The organism is Streptomyces sp. Tue6028, assembly GCF_002300165.1.
GTDB lineage: Bacteria > Actinomycetota > Actinomycetes > Streptomycetales > Streptomycetaceae > Streptomyces > Streptomyces siamensis.
In genome coordinates, this window is record NZ_MLCE01000039.1 from 50,447 (window position 1) to 66,578 (window position 16,132).

A 16,132-nucleotide genomic window follows, 5' to 3' on the forward strand; every position below is an offset into this window, starting at 1 on the left:
GGATCTTCTCCGATGGGGTCGTTGGAGCAGGACTGACCACGAACGCGGGACAACATCCGGTGACCCGGCGCCCGTTCCGGCACCGAGGGGGCGTTCCTCAGGCGCTCGCGCGGTGTCGCGCGTGGTGGCGGGCGACCCGTGCCCGGTTGCCGCAGGACGGTTTGCACCATTCCTGTCGCGGGTGCTCCTTGATGAAGTACCGCACGCAGCGCGGCGCGTGGCAGGCGCGCAGCCGCTGCCGCTCGGGGCCCGCGAGGAAGGCGAGGGCGGCGTGGGCGAGTGTCGCGGTGAGCTCCGTCCGGCCCTCCGGGGACTCCTGTCGTACGACGGGCTCGGCGCCGTCGGCCCAGGACAGGACGGGGACGGTGGGGACGCGGGCGGCGGCCGTGTTGAGGCGCTCGACCGCCTCGGGTACGGGCAGCAGACGGGCGGCGTCCGCGGGGCTGGGCTCGCCTGGGCGTACGGCGCGGGCGAACAGTGCTCGGACCGCCGCGCGCAGCTCGCGCACCGCGCTGAGCGCGCGGTCGTCGGCGACGTACGTCTGGGTGTCCGGCAGCAGGCCGGGGTGGCCCCTGACCCAGGCGGTGAGCCCGGCGGGTGCGGTCAGGTCGTCCGCGACTCCGCCGTTCCCGTCGTGCCGCACGGTCAGGGCGAGGTCGAGGGCGAGCCGTGCGTCGCCGCTGATCGAGTCGTCCATGGCGCTAATGATAGGTCCGCCGGATTCCATTAGCACCTGCGGTCGTCCCGGCCGGGCGGCGACACCGTCACCGGGGTGCCCGGCCCGGTCGCCGACGGCGGGGCTTCGGCGGCACCGCGGCACCGCGGGAACGCGGGAACGCGGGAACGCGGGAACGCGGGAACGCGGGAACGCGGGAACGCGGGAACGCGGGAACGCGGGAACGCGGGAACGCGGGAACGCGGGAACGCGGGGTCTTCACCGTCGCCACAGGCGCGCAGTGGTTTCGGCGCCGCCGCGGGCGCGCCACGGCGGTCGCCGCGGCCTCAGCTCTCGTCGGCCCCGCTCGGCGGCACCACCGCCACCGGGCTCGCGGCGTGCAGCAGGACGGCCCGGGTGACCGAGCCCATCATCCGTGCGGGTGCGAGCAGGCGGCGCCGATGCCGGCCCACGACGACGAGGTCCGCGTCCTTGGAGGCGGCGACGAGGTGACCGGCCGCGTCGCCCGGCGCCACGGTCAGGTCGACTCGGACGCCGGGGTGCCGTTTCCGGTGCGGGGCGACGAAGCCGTCGGCCAGTGTGCGGGTCTCGCCCTCGATGACGTCCTGGTCGGGGGCGACGGGTACGAAGTCGCCGGGCGCGGACCAGATCTGGACCGGCCAGGGATACGCGGCGATCACCTGGACGCGGGCCCCGCTCAGGCCGGCCTCCTCGAACGCGAAGGCGAGGGTGGCCTCGTCCGGACCGTCGACGTGGAGGCCGACGACGACACGCGGCCCGGGTTCGGCGGCGGGCGCGTCGGGCACCTCGCGTCCGGGGCGCGGCACCACGACGACGGGGCATGCCGCGTCGGCGGCGACGGCCATGGAGGTGGAGCCGAGCAGCAGGCTCGCGAAGCCGCCCCTGCCCCGCGAGCCGAGCACCAACAGCTGTGCGTCGGCGCCGAGTTCGGGCAGCACGGCGGCCGGGGCGCCCTCCAGGGCGACGTACTCCGGGACGGGCGGGCCGGGCCGGTCGGCCAGGTGGGCGCTCACCTGGCCGAGTACCGGATCGTCGGCGGGGTCCGGCGGGCCGGCGACCAGCACGTCGGGCTGCCCCCAGGGCGCGTACTAGCTAGCTAGGCCCGGTGCGGGGTCCGGGCGGGTGTCCCGGCCGGTGGTCCCGGGATGCGCTCGGAGCGGTCCGCGTTGTCGGTGGGCGCCTATAACCTCGTATGCGTGTCGTCTCTCGCGCTGTACCGCCGCTATCGCCCGGAGTCGTTCGCCGAGGTCATCGGGCAGGAGCATGTCACCGACCCGTTGCAGCAGGCGCTGCGGAACAACCGGGTCAACCACGCGTACCTGTTCAGCGGTCCGCGCGGGTGCGGCAAGACGACCAGCGCGCGCATCCTCGCCCGCTGTCTCAACTGCGAGCAGGGCCCCACGCCGACCCCGTGCGGCGAGTGCCAGTCCTGCCGCGACCTGGCACGCAACGGCCCGGGATCCATCGACGTCATCGAGATCGACGCCGCCTCGCACGGTGGTGTGGACGACGCCCGTGACCTGCGGGAGAAGGCCTTCTTCGGACCCGCGAGCAGCCGGTACAAGATCTACATCATCGACGAGGCCCACATGGTCACGTCGGCCGGTTTCAACGCGCTGCTGAAGGTCGTCGAGGAGCCGCCGGAGCACCTCAAGTTCATCTTCGCCACCACCGAGCCCGAGAAGGTCATCGGGACCATCAGGTCGCGGACCCACCACTACCCGTTCCGGCTGGTGCCGCCGGGCACCCTGCGCGAGTACCTCGGTGAGGTCTGCGGACGTGAGGGTATTCCCGTCGAGGACGGGGTGCTCCCGCTGGTCGTGCGTGCCGGCGCGGGGTCCGTGCGTGACTCCATGTCCGTCATGGACCAGCTGCTCGCGGGCGCGGGCGACGCCGGTGTGACGTACGCCATGGCGACCTCCTTGCTCGGTTACACGGAGGGGTCGCTGCTCGACTCCGTGGTCGAGGCGTTCGCCTCGGGTGACGGCGCGGCGGCCTTCGAGGTCGTGGACCGTGTCATCGAGGGGGGCAACGACCCGCGGCGGTTCGTCGCCGACCTGCTGGAGCGGCTGCGCGACCTGGTGATCCTCGCGGCCGTGCCGGACGCCGCCGAGAAGGGGCTCGTCGACGCCCCGGTCGACGTCGTGGAGCGCATGCAGGCCCAGGCCGGTGTCTTCGGCGCCGCCGAGCTGAGCCGCGCCGCCGACCTCGTCAACGAAGGACTGACGGAGATGCGCGGCGCCACCTCGCCCCGCCTCCAGCTGGAACTGATCTGCGCGCGCGTCCTGCTGCCCGCCGCGTACGGGGACGAGCGGTCCGTGATGGCCCGGCTGGACCGCGTCGAGCGCGGTGTGAGCCTCTCGGCCGGTGCGGGCGCGCCCGCGATGGGCTACGTGCCAGGACCCGAGGCGCACGGGGCGGCACCGGCCGCCCCCGTGGCCGCGGTTCCTCCGGGCGGCGGTCCGGCTGCGGCCCGTGCCGCGGTCCGCGGGCCAGGACCCGCCGGTGCCCCGCAGGGCGCCGCACCGGCCCCCGAGACCGTCGCGCCCGCGGCTCCCGCGGCTGCTCCCGCAGCTCCTGCGGCGAGCGCGCCTCCTGCCGCGCCGACGGCCCCGCCCGCCGCCGCCCCGTCGCAGCCCCCGGCCGCCGCGCCCGCCGAGAGTGGTCCCCCGGGCGGTGCCCCCGGCGCCTGGCCCGCCGCCACGGCCGCCGGCAGCGGCCGCCGCCCCGGCGGGTGGCCGACGGCGGCCCCCGCGGGCGGCGGACAGCCTCAGCCGCCGTCGGCTCCGGCCGCCGCCGAGTCCCCCGCGCAGGCCCTAGCTAGCTAGTGCTCCTTAGAAAGGAGGTGATCCAGCCGCACCTTCCGGTACGGCTACCTTGTTACGACTTCGTCCCAATCGCCAGTCCCACCTTCGACAGCTCCCTCCCACAAGGGGTTGGGCCACCGGCTTCGGGTGTTACCGACTTTCGTGACGTGACGGGCGGTGTGTACAAGGCCCGGGAACGTATTCACCGCAGCAATGCTGATCTGCGATTACTAGCAACTCCGACTTCATGGGGTCGAGTTGCAGACCCCAATCCGAACTGAGACAGGCTTTTTGAGATTCGCTCCGCCTCGCGGCTTCGCAGCTCTTTGTACCTGCCATTGTAGCACGTGTGCAGCCCAAGACATAAGGGGCATGATGACTTGACGTCGTCCCCACCTTCCTCCGAGTTGACCCCGGCAGTCTCCTGTGAGTCCCCATCACCCCGAAGGGCATGCTGGCAACACAGAACAAGGGTTGCGCTCGTTGCGGGACTTAACCCAACATCTCACGACACGAGCTGACGACAGCCATGCACCACCTGTACACCGACCACAAGGGGGACCCTGTCTCCAGGGTTTTCCGGCGTATGTCAAGCCTTGGTAAGGTTCTTCGCGTTGCGTCGAATTAAGCCACATGCTCCGCTGCTTGTGCGGGCCCCCGTCAATTCCTTTGAGTTTTAGCCTTGCGGCCGTACTCCCCAGGCGGGGCACTTAATGCGTTAGCTGCGGCACCGACGACGTGGAATGTCGCCAACACCTAGTGCCCACCGTTTACGGCGTGGACTACCAGGGTATCTAATCCTGTTCGCTCCCCACGCTTTCGCTCCTCAGCGTCAGTAATGGCCCAGAGATCCGCCTTCGCCACCGGTGTTCCTCCTGATATCTGCGCATTTCACCGCTACACCAGGAATTCCGATCTCCCCTACCACACTCTAGCCTGCCCGTATCGACTGCAGACCCGGGGTTAAGCCCCGGGCTTTCACAACCGACGTGACAAGCCGCCTACGAGCTCTTTACGCCCAATAATTCCGGACAACGCTTGCGCCCTACGTATTACCGCGGCTGCTGGCACGTAGTTAGCCGGCGCTTCTTCTGCAGGTACCGTCACTTTCGCTTCTTCCCTGCTGAAAGAGGTTTACAACCCGAAGGCCGTCATCCCTCACGCGGCGTCGCTGCATCAGGCTTTCGCCCATTGTGCAATATTCCCCACTGCTGCCTCCCGTAGGAGTCTGGGCCGTGTCTCAGTCCCAGTGTGGCCGGTCGCCCTCTCAGGCCGGCTACCCGTCGTCGCCTTGGTGAGCCACTACCTCACCAACAAGCTGATAGGCCGCGGGCTCATCCTTCACCGCCGGAGCTTTCAACCGCAGACCATGCGGTCCGCAGTGTTATCCGGTATTAGACCCCGTTTCCAGGGCTTGTCCCAGAGTGAAGGGCAGATTGCCCACGTGTTACTCACCCGTTCGCCACTAATCCACCCCGAAGGGCTTCATCGTTCGACTTGCATGTGTTAAGCACGCCGCCAGCGTTCGTCCTGAGCCAGGATCAAACTCTCCGTGAATGTTTACCGGTAATCCGGTCGAACACCACGAGAGCGGAACCCTAGCTAGCTAGAACACAGTGGACGCGAGCAACTGAGGACAAGCCCTCGGCCTATTAGTACCAGTCACCTCCACGCCTTACGGCGCTTCCAGATCTGGCCTATCAACCCAGTCGTCTACTGGGAGCCTTACCCCATCAAGTGGGTGGGAGTCCTCATCTCGAAGCAGGCTTCCCGCTTAGATGCTTTCAGCGGTTATCCCTCCCGAACGTAGCCAACCAGCCATGCCCTTGGCAGGACAACTGGCACACCAGAGGTTCGTCCGTCCCGGTCCTCTCGTACTAGGGACAGCCCTTCTCAAGACTCCTACGCGCACAGCGGATAGGGACCGAACTGTCTCACGACGTTCTAAACCCAGCTCGCGTACCGCTTTAATGGGCGAACAGCCCAACCCTTGGGACCGACTCCAGCCCCAGGATGCGACGAGCCGACATCGAGGTGCCAAACCATCCCGTCGATATGGACTCTTGGGGAAGATCAGCCTGTTATCCCCGGGGTACCTTTTATCCGTTGAGCGACGGCGCTTCCACAAGCCACCGCCGGATCACTAGTCCCGACTTTCGTCCCTGCTCGACCCGTCGGTCTCACAGTCAAGCTCCCTTGTGCACTTACACTCAACACCTGATTGCCAACCAGGCTGAGGGAACCTTTGGGCGCCTCCGTTACTCTTTGGGAGGCAACCGCCCCAGTTAAACTACCCATCAGACACTGTCCCTGATCCGGATCACGGACCCAGGTTAGACATCCAGCACGACCAGAGTGGTATTTCAACGACGACTCCACAACAGCTGGCGCTGCCGCTTCAAAGTCTCCCACCTATCCTACACAAGCCGAACCGAACACCAATATCAAACTGTAGTAAAGGTCCCGGGGTCTTTCCGTCCTGCTGCGCGAAACGAGCATCTTTACTCGTAGTGCAATTTCACCGGGCCTATGGTTGAGACAGTCGAGAAGTCGTTACGCCATTCGTGCAGGTCGGAACTTACCCGACAAGGAATTTCGCTACCTTAGGATGGTTATAGTTACCACCGCCGTTTACTGGCGCTTAAGTTCTCAGCTTCGCCACCCCGAAGAGTGACTAACCGGTCCCCTTAACGTTCCAGCACCGGGCAGGCGTCAGTCCGTATACATCGCCTTACGGCTTCGCACGGACCTGTGTTTTTAGTAAACAGTCGCTTCTCGCTGGTCTCTGCGGCCACACCCAGCTCAGAGTGCAAGACTCATCACCAGACGTGGCCCCCCTTCTCCCGAAGTTACGGGGGCATTTTGCCGAGTTCCTTAACCATAGTTCACCCGAACGCCTCGGTATTCTCTACCTGACCACCTGAGTCGGTTTAGGGTACGGGCCGCCATGAAACTCGCTAGAGGCTTTTCTCGACAGCATAGGATCATCCACTTCACCACAATCGGCTCGGCATCAGGTCTCAGCTAGCTAGCTAGCCTCGTGACTGCGTGCCTTTTGAAGAATGAGCCTGCGAGTTTGCGGTGTGTTGCGAGGTTAACCCGTGTGGGGAAGCCGTAGCGAAAGCGAGTCCGAACAGGGCGATTCAGTAGCGCGCTCAAGACCCGAAGCGGAGTGATCTAGCCATGGGCAGGTTGAAGCGGCTGTAAGAGGTCGTGGAGGACCGAACCCACCAGGGTTGAAAACCTGGGGGATGACCTGTGGTTAGGGGTGAAAGGCCAATCAAACTCCGTGATAGCTGGTTCTCCCCGAAATGCATTTAGGTGCAGCGTCGTGTGTTTCTTGCCGGAGGTAGAGCACTGGATAGGCGATGGGCCCTACCGGGTTACTGACCTTAGCCAAACTCCGAATGCCGGTAAGTGAGAGCGCGGCAGTGAGACTGTGGGGGATAAGCTCCATGGTCGAGAGGGAAACAGCCCAGAGCATCGACTAAGGCCCCTAAGCGTACGCTAAGTGGGAAAGGATGTGGAGTCGCACAGACAACCAGGAGGTTGGCTTAGAAGCAGCCACCCTTGAAAGAGTGCGTAATAGCTCACTGGTCTAGTGATTCCGCGCCGACAATGTAGCGGGGCTCAAGCGTACCGCCGAAGTCGTGTCATTGCAGCATGAGGGCCAACGCCCGCTGTGATGGGTAGGGGAGCGTCGTGTGCCGGGTGAAGCCGCGCCGGAAGGCAGTGGTGGACGGTTCACGAGTGAGAATGCAGGCATGAGTAGCGATACACACGTGAGAAACGTGTGCGCCGATTGACTAAGGGTTCCTGGGTCAAGCTGATCTGCCCAGGGTAAGTCGGGACCTAAGGCGAGGCCGACAGGCGTAGTCGATGGATAACCGGTTGATATTCCGGTACCCGCTGTGAAGCGTCAAACATCGAACCAGGCGATGCTAAGTCCGTGAAGCCGCCCCGGAGCCTTCGGGCAAAGGGGAGTGGTGGAGCCGACGGACCAGACCTGTAGTAGGTGAGTGATGGGGTGACGCAGGAAGGTAGTCCATCCCGGGCGGTGGTTGTCCCGGGGTAAGGGTGTCTAGCTAGCTAGACTTCAAGTCCGATCAGGAAGTGCGCTGGTGCCCCGGCTGCGGTGACTACGCGATCCTGGCCGCCGTCCAGGGCTTCATGCCCGAACTCGGCCTCGCCAAGGAGAACATCGTCTTCGTCTCCGGCATCGGCTGCTCCTCCCGCTTCCCGTACTACATGAACACGTACGGCATGCACTCCATCCACGGCCGCGCCCCCGCCATCGCCACCGGACTCGCCTCCTCCCGCCGCGACCTGTCCGTCTGGGTCGTCACCGGCGACGGCGACGCCCTCTCCATCGGCGGCAACCACCTCATCCACGCCCTGCGCCGCAACGTCAACCTCAAGATCCTGCTCTTCAACAACCGCATCTACGGCCTCACCAAAGGCCAGTACAGCCCCACCAGCGAAGTCGGCAAGATCACCAAATCCACCCCCATGGGCTCCCTCGACGCCCCCTTCAACCCGGTGTCCCTGGCCCTCGGAGCCGAAGCCTCCTTCGTCGCCCGCACCATCGACTCCGACCGCAAACACCTCACCGACGTCCTGCGCCAGGCCGCCGCCCACCCCGGCACCGCCCTCGTCGAGATCTACCAGAACTGCAACATCTTCAACGACGGCGCCTTCGACGCCCTCAAGGACCAGCAGCAGGCCCAGGAAGCCGTCATCCGCCTCGAACACGGCCAGCCCATCCGCTTCGGCGCCGACCACACCCGCGGCGTCATCCGCGACCCGCAGACCGGGGACCTGAGCGTCGTCACCGTCACCCCCGACAACGAAGCCGACATCCTCGTCCACGACGCCCACTCCCCCTCCCCCACCACCGCCTTCGCCCTCTCCCGGCTCGCCGACCCGCACACCCTGCACCACACCCCCATCGGCGTCCTGCGCGCCGTCGACCGCCCCGTCTACGACACCCAGATGGCCGACCAACTCGACACCGCCATCGAACAGAACGGCAAGGGCGACCTCGCCACACTTCTCGCCTAGCTAGCTAGCCGGCGAGGGTGAGCAAGTAGGGGAGTTCTCCGATGGCCGGGAATCGCACGCCGCCGATGAGTTCGACGGGGTGGCGTCCGTTGAACTCGCGCAGGTCGAGTTCGGTGGGCTGGGCGAAGCGGGAGAAGTTGTGGACGCACAGGACGAGGTCGTCGTCGGCTTCGCGGAGGAAGGCGAGGACGGCGGGGTTGGAGGAGGGCAGTTCGGTGTAGGTGCCGAGTCCGAAGGCCTTGTTCTGTTTGCGGATCTCGATCATGCGGCGGGTCCAGTGGAGCAGGGAGGACGGCGAGGACATGGAGGCCTCGACGTTGGTGACCTGGTAGCCGTAGACGGGGTCCATGATCGTGGGGAGGAAGAGGCGGCCGGGGTCGCAGGAGGAGAAGCCGGCGTTGCGGTCGGGGGTCCACTGCATGGGGGTGCGGACGGCGTCGCGGTCGCCGAGCCAGATGTTGTCGCCCATGCCGATCTCGTCGCCGTAGTAGAGGATCGGTGAGCCGGGCAGGGAGAGCAGCAGGGCGGTGAAGAGTTCGATCTGGTTGCGGTCGTTGTCGAGGAGGGGGGCCAGGCGGCGGCGGATGCCGATGTTGGCGCGCATGCGCGGGTCCTTGGCGTACTCCGCGTACATGTAGTCGCGTTCCTCGTCGGTGACCATTTCGAGGGTGAGCTCGTCGTGGTTGCGCAGGAAGATGCCCCACTGGCAGTTGGAGGGGATGGCGGGGGTCTTGGCGAGGATCTCGGAGACGGGGTAGCGGGACTCGCGGCGGACGGCCATGAAGATGCGGGGCATGACGGGGAAGTGGAACGCCATGTGGCACTCGTCGCCGCCGGAGGGGAAGTCGCCGAAGTAGTCGACGACGTCCTCGGGCCACTGGTTCGCCTCCGCCAGCAGCACCGTGTCTAGCTAGCTAGGTGAGGTTGGGGGAAGTGGAGCGGCTCCGGGGTGAGTTGGCGGGGTTCGTTGGCGATGTGTTCGGGTCGTTTCCGCGGCGGGATCAGCGGCGGTGGGGTGAGTGTTATCTGCGGGGTCTGATGCTGGACGGCCGGCGCAAGTCGGTCCAGCCGATGGCGGAGCGGCTGCCGGACGGGAACATGCAGGCCCTGCAGCAGTTCGTGAATCAGTCGCCGTGGGATCCGCTGCCGGTCAGGCAGCGGATCGCCGAGCGGCTGTCCGAAGTTGTCAGGCCCGAGGTGTGGGTGATCGATGACGTGTCGTTCCCCAAGTGCGGCAAGGCGTCGGTCGGGGTGGCCCGTCAGTACTGCGGAGCGGTCGGCAAACGGGCCAACTGTCAGGTCGCGGTCAGTGTCCATGCCGCCACCGACACTGCCTCGTGCCCGTTGGAGTGGCAGTTGTATCTGCCGCGTGAGTGGACGGACGAGCCGGACCGATGCCGCAGGGCAGGTGTCCCCGACGACGTGGTGCACCAGGAGAAGTGGCGTCACGCGCTCGACCTGCTGGACACACTTGCCAAGTGGCAGTTGAAGGCGCCGGTCGTGGTCGCTGACGCCGGCTACGGCGTCAGCACCTCGTTCCGGCTCGGTCTCCAGGAGCGAGGACTGTCCTATGTCCTGGCCCTGAACGGGAAGGAAGTCGCCCACCCTGAGGACGTCGAGCCGCACCAGCCGACTTACGGCGGGCTCGGACCGCCCACCCTTCCCCGCTACCGCACCCCACCGCGGGCCGTCTCCGTCCTCGCAGCGAAGGCGGGTGCGGAGCAGTTCACCGAGGTGACCTGGAGGCAGGGCAGCAAAGGCGCGATGACCTCCTAGCTAGCTAGGATCATGTTGTGGGTGACCCTCCGATCTGCGGTGAGGACGGTCGCAGGACGGTGAGGATGTGCGCGGGGCTATGCCCGGGTTCCAGACGCACATAGTTGGCCCTGCCCCAGTGGTAGGTCTCGCCGGTGAGCTCGTCGCGCACCGGCACGGTCTCGTGCCGGTCCAGGCCGAGTCGCGGCATGTCCAACGAGACCGTGGCCTCCTGGGTGTGGTGGGGGTCGAGGTTGACCACCACCACAACCGTGTTCGAACCGCGTGCGTCCACGGCGGACTTCGAGAAGGCGATCACCGCATCCTTGTCCGCGTGGTGGAAGTGGAGATCGCGCAACTGACGCAGCGCGGGACTGCGCCGCCTGACCGCGTTGAGCGCGCGCACCAATGGCGCGATGCTATGTCCGTTTCGCTCCGCGGACTCCCAGTCGCGGGGCCGCAGTTGGTACTTCTCGGAGTCCATGTACTCCTCGCTGCCGACCCGCAGCGGGGTGTTCTCGCACAGTTCGAACCCGCTGTAGATGCCCCAGGTGGGGGAGAGGGTGGCGGCGAGCACGGCACGCAGCTCGAAGGCCGGACGGCCGCCGTGCTGGAGGAACTCGTGCAGGATGTCGGGGGTGTTCACGAAGAAGTTGGGCCGCATGTAGGAGGCGGTCTCGCCCGACAGCTCGGTCAGGTACTCCGTGAGCTCCTGCTTGGTGTTGCGCCAGGTGAAGTACGTGTACGACTGCTGGAAGCCGACGGCCGCGAGCGTACGCATCATGGCGGGCCGGGTGAACGCCTCGGCGAGGAAGATCACGTCGGGGTCCGTGCGGTTGATGTCGGCGAGCCTAGCTAGCTAGCATCATGCGGGTGACCCTCCGATCCGCGCTGCCGGGCCGACGGAGAACACATGCGCGCCGCCCGGGCCCAGACGCACATAGTTGGCCCTGCCCCAGTGGTAGGTCTCGCCGGTGAGCTCGTCGCGCACCGGCACGGTCTCGTGCCGGTCCAGGCCGAGTCGCGGCATGTCCAACGAGACCGTGGCCTCCTGGGTGTGGTGGGGGTCGAGGTTGACCACCACCACGACCACGTCCTCCCGGGTGCGCTTCCCGTACACGAAGACCGCTTCGTTGTCGGCCTCGTGGAAGTGGAGGTTCCTGAGTTCGTGCAGGGCCTTGTGGCGCCTCCTGATCCGGTTCAGCCGGGTGATCAGCGGAGTGATGGTCCTGCCCGCGCGTTCGGCGGACTCCCAGTCGCGCGGCCGCACTTGGTACTTCTCGGAGTCCATGTACTCCTCGCTGCCCACTCCGACCGCGGTGTTCTCGCACAGCTCGTACCCGGCGTACATCCCCCAGGACGGCGACAGCGTCGCGGCGAGCACGGCCCGCACCTCGAAGGCGGGCCGCCCGCCGTGCTGGAGATGACCGGGCAGGATGTCCGGGGTGTTCACGAAGAAGTTGGGCCGCATGTAGGACGCCGCCTCGCCCGACAGCTCGGTCAGGTACTCGGTCAGCTCCTGCTTGGTGTTGCGCCAGGTGAAGTACGTGTACGACTGCTGGAAGCCGACCGCCGCCAGCCGGTGCATGACCGCGGGCCGGGTGAACGCCTCGGCGAGGAAGATCACGTCGGGGTCCGTGCGGTTGATCTCCGCGATGCTAGCTAGCTAGGACGAGCCTGCCCCGCCGCGGGACGCCGTGCCGGCGGGCGCGCCGGCCGACGCGACGCCGTGGGCCGGGACCGACACCAACGCCGATGCCGGGGACGACCGTTCCGTACCGCTGCCGGCGACCGTGTTCGCGCCGCCGCTGACCGACGTCGACGTTCCCGACACCCCGCCGCCCGGGGTGACGTCGGACGCCAAGACCGCCCTGATGTCCGGGGGCAGCCAACTCCCGCGTACCGCCGTGTCACCCGCGGTCGGTGACCCCAGTTCGCCCGCCGCGTCCGGTGCTTCGCAGGGCGGCCAGGGCGCACCGCAGGGCACGCCTCCGCCGGCCTCTCCCTCCTACGGTCATCCGCAGGGGCTGGGGACACCGCCGCCGGGCGCGCCGCAGGGAGCGGCCGTTCCCGGTACGCCGCCGCCCGGCGCACCGCAGGCCGCGGGTGTCCCGCCCACGCCTCCGCCCGCCGCGCCGTCGCGGCCCCTGCCGCCCAACGCCGGTGACATCGCGGACGCCGCCACCAGCAAGGCGTCGCCGCCCGCCCGCGGAGCACGGGGCGGTGGCGCGAGCGCGCCGCATCCGCCGAGCGCTCCCGGTGTGCCGGGTGCGCGGCCGGGGGCCACGCCCCCGCCGTCCGGGCCGGGTGCCCCGGGGACCCCGGCGGGCGGCTATGTGCCGACGCAGCTCGTGTCGCAGCTCGGTCCCGACGGCCCCGAGGGGCCCGCCGGACCGGGGGCGCCCGCCGCCTAGCTAGCTAGGGGTGGTTGGTCGTTGTTTGAGAACTGCACAGTGGACGCGAGCATCTGTGGCCAAGTTTTTAAGGGCGCACGGTGGATGCCTTGGCACCAGGAACCGATGAAGGACGTGGGAGGCCACGATAGTCCCCGGGGAGTCGTCAACCAGGCTTTGATCCGGGGGTTTCCGAATGGGGAAACCCGGCAGTCGTCATGGGCTGTCACCCTTGCCTGAACACATAGGGCAAGTGGAGGGAACGCGGGGAAGTGAAACATCTCAGTACCCGCAGGAAGAGAAAACAACCGTGATTCCGGGAGTAGTGGCGAGCGAAACCGGATGAGGCCAAACCTCAAGCGTGTGAGACCCGGCAGGGGTTGCGCTTGGGGGGTTGTGGGATCTCTCTTCTGTCGTCTGCCGGCGACAGGACGAGTCAGAAACCGTTGATGTAGGCGAAGGACATGCGAAAGGTCCGGCGTAGAGGGTAAGACCCCCGTAGTCGAAACATCAGCGGCTCGTTTGAGAGACACCCAAGTAGCACGGGGCCCGAGAAATCCCGTGTGAATCTGGCGGGACCACCCGCTAAGCCTAAATATTCCCTGGTGACCGATAGCGGATAGTACCGTGAGGGAATGGTGAAAAGTACCGCGGGAGCGGAGTGAAATAGTACCTGAAACCGTGTGCCTACAAGCCGTGGGAGCGTCGGCTAGCTAGCTAGGGGTTCTCGTAGTTGAGGTCGGGTTGGTGGGAGAAGAAGCGGTGCCAGTAGTACTGCTTGCGGACGGGGTCGAAGGTCCAGTTGGAGGCTTCGGTGTCGACGAAGATGATGCGGGCGTCCTGGTACTGCTTGTCGTCGTCGGCCCAGACGTAGTAGTCGCCGTAGGGGCCGTCGGGGTGGGTGCGGGACTCCTGGAACCACGGGTGCTGGTCGCTGGTGTGGTTCATGACGAAGTCGATGATGACGCGCATGCCGCGCTGGTGGGCGGCGTCGACGAACTCGACGAAGTCGGCGAGGTCGCCGAACTCGGGCAGGACGGCGGTGTAGTCGGAGACGTCGTAGCCGCCGTCGCGCAGGGGTGACTTGAAGAACGGGGGCAGCCACAGGCAGTCGATGCCGAGCCATTGCAGGTAGTCGAGTTTGGCGGTCAGGCCCTTGAGGTCGCCGACGCCGTCGCCGTTGCTGTCCTGGAAGGAGCGGACCAGGACCTCGTAGAAGACGGCGCGTTTGAACCAGTCGGGGTCGCGGTCCTTGGCCGGGGTGTCCTCGAACGTGTCCGGGACGGGCTCATTGACCTAGCTAGCTAGGGTTCCGCGGGAAGGGGTTGAGGTGGCGCAGGTGGGCCTGTGCGATGTGTTCTCCGGCGTTGCGCAGGCGGCGGACGGCGGCGGTGATGGGGCCGTAGGTGGAGCCCCAGCCCAGGACGAGGGTGCGGGCCTGGCCGGTGGGGTCGTCGACGTCGATGTCGGGGACGTCGATGCCGTCGATCTTGGCCTGGCGGGTGCGCACCATGAAGTCGTGGTTGGCGGGGTCGTAGGAGATGTTGCCGGTGCCGTCCTGCTTCTCGATGCCGCCGATGCGGTGTTCCAGGCCGGGGGTGCCGGGGATGGCCCAGGGGCGGGCGAGGGTCTGCGGGTCGCGTTTGTAGGGCCAGAACACCTCGGTGCCGTCGTCCAGGGTGTGGTTGGGTCCCTGGGCGAACTGGACGCGCAGGTCGGGCAGTTCGTCGGTGTCGGGGATGCGCCAGGGTTCGCTGCCGTTGGCGAGGTAGCCGTCGGAGAGCAGGAAGACGGGGGTGCGGTAGGTCAGTGCGATCCGGGCGGCTTCCAGGGCCGCGTCGAAGCAGTCGGCGGGGGTGCGCCTAGCTAGCTAGGCGGTTCGCGGTGCTGGCAGTGCGGCCTGCGGGTAAGCAGTCCCTGGCCGCAGCTCAGGAGGCGGGCGGCGGCCGCAACCGGTGGGACGGCGTCCTGCCCGTCCAGACTGTCCTCGTCGAATGGCCGGACGGCCATGACATTCCCACGGGCTACTGGATATCGAACCTGCCCGCCACCACACCGGCTGCTGACCTGGTGCGATGGGCGAAAATGCGCTGGCGGATCGAGCACGATTACCGCGAGCTCAAGCACGGGCTCGGGCTGGACCACTTCGAGGGCCGCACCTGGCGCGGCTGGCACCACCATGTCACCCTCGTCACCGCCGCCCAGGCATTCCTCACTCTCAGGCGGCTCGACCCAAAAGTCCGCACACCGGCCTGACCCTCTATCAGGTCCTCGACGTTCTTCAGGACCTGCTGAGGTGCTGGACCGGCACCTGCACCACCTGCGGACGCCCCCTGCCCAACCCTCGGAGCAGCCGCAGACAACCCACAACCTAACGAAGCACTACTACTAGCTAGCTAGGATGAAGTCGGCGGGGATGAGCTTGGTGCCCTGGTGGATCAACTGGTAGTAGGCGTGCTGGCCGTTGGTGCCGGGGGTGCCCCACACCACCGGGCCGGTCTGCCACTCGACCGGGTTGCCGTCGCGGTCCACGGACTTGCCGTTGGACTCCATGTCCAGCTGCTGCAGATACGCGGTGAACTTGGACAGGTAGTGCGAGTACGGCAGCACGGCGTGCGACTGGGCGTCGTGGAAGTTGCCGTACCAGATGCCCAGCAGGCCCAGCAGCAGCGGCGCGTTGGCCTCGGCGGGAGCGGTGCGGAAGTGCTCGTCGACCAGGTGGAACCCGTCGAGCATCTCGCGGAACCGGTCCGGACCGATCGCGATCATCAGGGACAGGCCGATCGCCGAGTCGTAGGAGTACCGCCCGCCGACCCAGTCCCAGAACTCGAACATGTTGGCGGTGTCGATGCCGAACTCCGACACCTTCCCCGCGTTCGTCGACAGCGCCACGAAGTGCTTCGCGACCTAGCTAGCTAGTCCCCGAGCAGGCCGTCCGCTGGGCTGCGGACTGGGACGCCGACCCCGAGGGCATGCGCCAGCGGCAGTGGAACTGGGCGCAGTGCGGCGGCCGCGCCTGCGGCAGCGGACGGTGGGCGGAGTCGGTGGCCCTCACGACGTCGCACGCCCACCGCGAGTCTGCCGCGCAGACCTGGATCGAGCACCTCGCGCGCCGCGCCGTCGACCAGGCCCTCGAAGACACCAACGCCAGCATGTACGCCTACAGCTACGCCTACGGCCGTGCCACCGGCCATGCGGTCTCCGCCCAGCACCAGGACCGCCTCGATCCGTACGTCCTGGACGCGCTCCGCGGCACCGGCCTCGACTCCTCCACCGCCGACGCGGCCTGACGGGCTCTCCGCGCCGCCCCGGCCCTCCCGCGCCGCGGAGGCCGGGGCGGTCGCGGTGGCCCTTCAAGCACTGGCACGGAGAGGAGATGGGCGTCATGCCGCGCACCGAGTTCTATGAGGTCGACGTCC

General features: G+C 67.2%; 3 protein-coding genes, 1 rRNA gene, 11 pseudogenes and 4 other annotated features. Of the genes and pseudogenes, 6 read left to right on the top strand and 9 right to left on the bottom strand.

All coding sequences use genetic code 11. The annotated features are described in order from the left end of the window. Positions 1–97: 97 nt before the first annotated feature. Together BKI49_RS34520 and BKI49_RS34525 are read right to left on the bottom strand one after the other, a co-directional pair. The gene (locus BKI49_RS34520) at positions 98–697 is read right to left on the bottom strand and encodes a CGNR zinc finger domain-containing protein (protein WP_095938255.1); all 600 of its coding nucleotides are present in this window, start codon (positions 695–697) and stop codon (positions 98–100) included. Positions 698–1,002: 305 nt separating this feature from the next. Continuing rightward, positions 1,003–1,785 (bottom strand): annotated as a pseudogene (locus BKI49_RS34525) (universal stress protein); the annotation flags it as partial. A 108-nt stretch (positions 1,786–1,893) separates the two neighbouring features. Between BKI49_RS34525 and BKI49_RS34530 the strand changes: the two are divergent. Further along, the gene (locus tag BKI49_RS34530) at positions 1,894–3,525 is read left to right on the top strand and encodes a DNA polymerase III subunit gamma and tau (RefSeq protein WP_373557633.1); all 1,632 of its coding nucleotides are present in this window, start codon (positions 1,894–1,896) and stop codon (positions 3,523–3,525) included. A 10-nt stretch (positions 3,526–3,535) separates the two neighbouring features. Here BKI49_RS34530 and BKI49_RS34535 read toward each other — a convergent pair. After that, a 16S ribosomal RNA gene (locus BKI49_RS34535) occupies positions 3,536–5,061 on the bottom strand. 87 nt (positions 5,062–5,148) lie between these two features. Further along, positions 5,149–6,016 (bottom strand) — a sequence feature (23S ribosomal RNA rRNA prediction is too short). Between the two features lie 10 nt (positions 6,017–6,026). Next, positions 6,027–6,398: a sequence feature (23S ribosomal RNA rRNA prediction is too short), on the bottom strand. Positions 6,399–6,524: 126 nt separating this feature from the next. Continuing rightward, positions 6,525–7,486: a sequence feature (23S ribosomal RNA rRNA prediction is too short), on the top strand. Between the two features lie 110 nt (positions 7,487–7,596). Between BKI49_RS34535 and BKI49_RS34540 the strand changes: the two are divergent. Further along, a pseudogene (locus BKI49_RS34540) lies at positions 7,597–8,565 on the top strand (2-oxoacid:ferredoxin oxidoreductase subunit beta); the annotation flags it as partial. A gap of 4 nt (positions 8,566–8,569) precedes the next feature. On the opposite strand, the pseudogene BKI49_RS34545 reads toward BKI49_RS34540, so the two are convergent. After that, positions 8,570–9,472 (bottom strand): annotated as a pseudogene (locus BKI49_RS34545) (alpha-glucosidase C-terminal domain-containing protein); the annotation flags it as partial. Between the two features lie 11 nt (positions 9,473–9,483). On the opposite strand from BKI49_RS34545, the pseudogene BKI49_RS34550 reads away from it, so the two are divergent. Beyond that, positions 9,484–10,338, top strand: a pseudogene (locus BKI49_RS34550) (IS701 family transposase); the annotation flags it as partial. Positions 10,339–10,351: 13 nt separating this feature from the next. Here the strand turns inward: BKI49_RS34550 and BKI49_RS34555 are convergent. Both BKI49_RS34555 and BKI49_RS34560 read right to left on the bottom strand, forming a co-directional pair. Further along, positions 10,352–11,170: pseudogene (locus BKI49_RS34555) on the bottom strand (alpha-1,4-glucan--maltose-1-phosphate maltosyltransferase); the annotation flags it as partial. A 15-nt stretch (positions 11,171–11,185) separates the two neighbouring features. Next, positions 11,186–11,977, bottom strand: a pseudogene (locus BKI49_RS34560) (alpha-1,4-glucan--maltose-1-phosphate maltosyltransferase); the annotation flags it as partial. A gap of 28 nt (positions 11,978–12,005) precedes the next feature. Between BKI49_RS34560 and BKI49_RS34565 the strand changes: the two are divergent. Beyond that, a pseudogene (locus tag BKI49_RS34565) lies at positions 12,006–12,731 on the top strand (SUKH-4 family immunity protein); the annotation flags it as partial. Between the two features lie 60 nt (positions 12,732–12,791). Further along, positions 12,792–13,465, top strand: a sequence feature (23S ribosomal RNA rRNA prediction is too short). Positions 13,466–13,493: 28 nt separating this feature from the next. Here the strand turns inward: BKI49_RS34565 and BKI49_RS34570 are convergent. Together BKI49_RS34570 and BKI49_RS34575 are read right to left on the bottom strand one after the other, a co-directional pair. After that, positions 13,494–13,919, bottom strand: a pseudogene (locus BKI49_RS34570) (alpha-amylase family glycosyl hydrolase); the annotation flags it as partial. Positions 13,920–14,022: 103 nt separating this feature from the next. Next, a pseudogene (locus BKI49_RS34575) lies at positions 14,023–14,583 on the bottom strand (2-oxoacid:acceptor oxidoreductase subunit alpha); the annotation flags it as partial. 8 nt (positions 14,584–14,591) lie between these two features. On the opposite strand from BKI49_RS34575, the pseudogene BKI49_RS34580 reads away from it, so the two are divergent. Further along, positions 14,592–14,969, top strand: a pseudogene (locus tag BKI49_RS34580) (transposase); the annotation flags it as partial. 144 nt (positions 14,970–15,113) lie between these two features. Here the strand turns inward: BKI49_RS34580 and BKI49_RS34585 are convergent. Continuing rightward, positions 15,114–15,620 (bottom strand): annotated as a pseudogene (locus tag BKI49_RS34585) (glucose-6-phosphate isomerase); the annotation flags it as partial. Positions 15,621–15,685: 65 nt separating this feature from the next. Between BKI49_RS34585 and BKI49_RS34590 the strand changes: the two are divergent. Beyond that, positions 15,686–16,003, top strand: coding sequence for a hypothetical protein (locus BKI49_RS34590; protein ID WP_257005070.1), 318 nt, complete (start codon positions 15,686–15,688; stop codon positions 16,001–16,003). Positions 16,004–16,132 lie beyond the last annotated feature (129 nt).